General features: G+C 70.8%; 3 protein-coding genes. All 3 read left to right on the top strand.

What is annotated here, in order from left to right; genetic code table 11:
* Positions 1 to 221 precede the first annotated feature (221 nt).
* Complete coding sequence (locus G6026_RS00240; RefSeq protein WP_107758305.1) at positions 222 to 1745, top strand: CCA tRNA nucleotidyltransferase; 1524 nt, start codon at positions 222 to 224, stop codon at positions 1743 to 1745.
* Positions 1742 to 3022 carry a glycosyltransferase 87 family protein gene (locus G6026_RS00235; RefSeq protein ID WP_107757870.1) on the top strand — a complete coding sequence of 427 codons (1281 nt, stop codon included), beginning with the start codon at positions 1742 to 1744 and terminating at the stop codon, positions 3020 to 3022. Before G6026_RS00240 ends, G6026_RS00235 begins: the two co-directional genes overlap by 4 nt.
* A 106-nt stretch (positions 3023 to 3128) precedes the next feature.
* The coding region (locus tag G6026_RS00230) for a pullulanase (protein WP_182611898.1) at positions 3129 to 3541 on the top strand (413 nt) is incomplete at its 3' end.

Below are 3541 nucleotides of genomic sequence, written 5' to 3'. Positions count from 1 at the left end.
AGCACTTCCCCGACGCCGCCGCAGCACAGGAGTTCCGGGGTGACCCCGCGTACCCGGCGTGCCTCGAGGAGTCGGGGGAGCTGCTGAGCGGCCCCCGGTGGTCGAGGCCGTGGAGCCGCTGTGGTCCGAGGCGGGCGGACCGACTCGGTAAGGTCTCCGCTGTGACAGCCCGCAACCCCCACCCAGATCCGCGCGCCACCTCGGACCGACACGATGCGGCGGTGTTCTCGGGACTGCAGGACGGCCCGGGCACCCCGCCCGACCCGACCGAGTCCGAGGCGCGGCGGGTCCGGCTCCTGGCGGGCGCCCAGTCCACTCTCAACGATCACGCGGACGTGCTCGCTCCTCTCGCGTCGGCGTTCGTCGAGGCCGGGCACGAGCTCTACCTCGTCGGCGGGAGTGTGCGCGACGCCGTTCTGGGCCGACTCGGCACGGACCTGGACTTCACCACGGACGCGCGGCCCGAGACGGTCCGGGGGATCCTCGAGACCTACGCGGACACGGTGTGGGACACCGGTATCGAGTTCGGCACCCTGTCGGCGGTCAAGCATGACGCCGGTGGTGTCGAGCAGCAGATCGAGATCACCACGTTCCGCGCGGACTCCTACGACGGGGTGACCCGCAATCCCGACGTGGTCTTCGGGGACACCCTGGAGGGAGACCTGGTCCGTCGCGACTTCACGGTCAACGCGATGGCGGTGCGGCTGCACCCCGACGGACGTCACGAGTTCTGTGACCCCCTCGACGGGATGGAGGCCCTGCTCGCGGGGGTCCTGGACACCCCTGCGGCCCCGGAGCAGTCGTTCTCCGATGATCCGCTGCGCATGCTCCGGGCCTGCCGGTTCGTCTCCCAGTTGGGTTTCTCCCTCGCCCCCCGGGTGTTCCGGGCGATGTCGGAGATGACCGCCGAGATCGACAGGATCACCGTCGAGCGGGTCCGCACCGAGTTGGACAAGACCATCCTGGGGGACTACCCGATCGACGGGATCAACATGCTCTGTGAGGCCGGGTTGGCCGACCGCGTGTTGCCCGAGGTGCCGGGGATGAAGCTGGAACGCGACGAGCACATGCAGCACAAGGACGTGTACTGGCATTCGCTCACCGTGCTGCGGCAGGCCATCGACCTCGAACCGGACGGCCCTGACCTCGTGTTGCGCTGGGCCGCGCTGCTGCACGACGTGGGCAAGCCGGCCACGCGCGCGGCCAAACCGGGCGGCGGGGTGACCTTCCACCACCACGAGGTGGTGGGCGCCAAGATGGTGCGCAAGCGCATGCGTGCACTCAAATACTCCAAGCAGATGATCGAGGACGTCTCGGGGCTGGTGTTCCTCCACCTGCGCTTCCACGGGTACGGCGAGGGGCAGTGGTCCGACTCCGCCGTGCGCCGCTATGTCTCCGACGCGGGACATCTGCTCCCCCGCCTCCACCGGCTGGTGCGCGCGGACTGCACCACGAGGAACAAACGGCGCGCGGCCAGGCTCCAGGCCAGCTACGACTCCCTCGAACACCGGATCGCCGAGATCGCGGAGAAGGAGGATCTGGCCCGCGTCCGACCGGACCTCGACGGCAACGAGATCATGCGGTTGCTCGACCTCAAGCCCGGGCCGGACGTCGGCCGGGCCTGGGCCTTCCTCAAGGAACTGCGCCTGGACCGCGGCCCACTCGACCGCGACGAGGCGGAGGCCGAACTCCTCCGGTGGTGGGCCGAGCGGAGCACAGACCCGCAGAACGGCGACCCGGCGTGATCGGCGGCGCGGTCGACCGCTATCTCGGCTCGACCGCGGGCAGGGCCGTGGCCGCCGTCCTGGCGACGCTCGGTACGGTCCTCCACACGGTCGGAATCCCGGGCCTCCAGAACCTCCCCCCGTACCGCATCGACCTGGACGTCTACCGGGTCGGCGGGCAGGTGTTCCGGGACGGCGGCGATCTCTACGGCGAACTGCCCCGGCTGGCGGAGGGGGCCCACCTGCCCTTCACCTACCCCCCGCTCGCGGCCCAGATCTTCGCCTTGTTCACGCTCGTCCCGTTGGCGGTGGCCTCGGTCGTCATCACGCTGGCCACCATCGCCGTGCTCGCCTCCGTGGTGCAGCTGGTCCTCAGCCGCACCTGTGCTCGTCCGGTCCGCGAGCTGTGGTGGCTCACGGTCGCGGTGATGGCCGTCGCGCTGTGGTTCGGACCGGTCCGCGAGACGATCGGGTTCGGGCAGATCAACGTCTTCCTCATGGCGTTGGTGCTGGTGGACGTGATCCGTGGCCGGGGTCGCTGGTGGGGCGGGATCCTCACCGGCCTGGCGATGGCGATCAAGCTCACCCCCGCGGTGTTCCTGTTGTACTTCGCGCTGCGTCGCGACTGGAGGGGTCTGGGGACCGCGGTCCTCGCCGCGCTCGCCTTCACCGGCCTCGGTCACCTGCTGACCCCGGCCGACTCGGCCCGCTACTGGTCGTTCGCGATCCGGGATCCCGCCCGAATCGGCGCACTGTCGTTCTCCTCCAATCAGTCGGTCAACGGGTTCGTGTACCGCCTCGGTCTCGAGGGCTCGGCGGCATCGGTGGCGTGGTTCGTGGTGTCCGCGCTGGTGGGCCTGGGTATCGCCTGGGTGGCGTGGCGGCTGCTGCGCCACGGGCACGAGGTCGCCGCCGCCGTCGCGGTGGGGTTCGTCGCGCTGTTCTGCTCGCCGGTGTCCTGGGGACACCACTGGGTCTGGTCGGTGCCGGCCGTCGTTCTCACGGCGGTGTGGGCGGCGCGCGCGGCCGAGAGGGATGACGACGACGAGCGTGGCTGGCTCGCCCTGGCGGGCTCCGGCATCGTGGTCTTCCTGACGACACCACAGTGGTGGTTCCCCCATGACGAGGGGCGTGAACTCGCGTGGGGGCCGATCCAGCACCTCGTGGGCGACGCCTATCTCCTCTGGGCGTTGGCCTTTCTCGTCGTCGTCGGCCTCCGGGCCGCGCGGCTCGGGGATCCGGATCTGCACGGGGATCCGGACAGGCCGGTGCTCCTGGTGCGCAGCGACTCCCGCTGAAGGGTCGGTCAAGAGCGTCACTGCCCTCTGTGGAGGGAGGTCGGGTTGTCCACAGATCGCTGCTCGGCACTGGCCCGCGCCACCAGGCCGCGACACCATTTCGGGCATGGACTACTTCTTCGGAGACGGCGTCGGTGAGCCGACGCACTGGCAGGGCACGCCCGACCTCACTCTCGGGACCGGTGCCGCAGACGCGCTGTGGCTGGACTTCGACGGCGACGGGCACGCCGACGACGCCCTGTGGGACTCGACCGGCGACGGTATCGCCGACCGCGTGGTGACCGATGTGGGCACCGGCGCCCAGGAGGTCTACTCGGACGCGGGGGGCCGCGGGGTGTGGGACGTCTTCGCGGGCGGGGCCGGTGCGCTGGCCGCGGGATCCGTGGGTGCGGGTTCCGTTGGCGGGGGTTCGGTGGGTGCGGGGTCCGTCGGCGGTGGTTCGGTCGGCGGTGGTTCGGTTGGTGGGGGCTCGGTTGGTGGGGGTTCTGTCGGTGGGGGTTCGCTGGCGGCCGGGTCGCT

This window comes from Dietzia sp. DQ11-38-2 (genome assembly GCF_014145055.1).
Lineage (GTDB): Bacteria > Actinomycetota > Actinomycetes > Mycobacteriales > Mycobacteriaceae > Dietzia.
The sequence above is the reverse complement of the archived record's forward strand: the minus strand, read 5'-3'. Positions and strand labels throughout refer to the sequence as shown.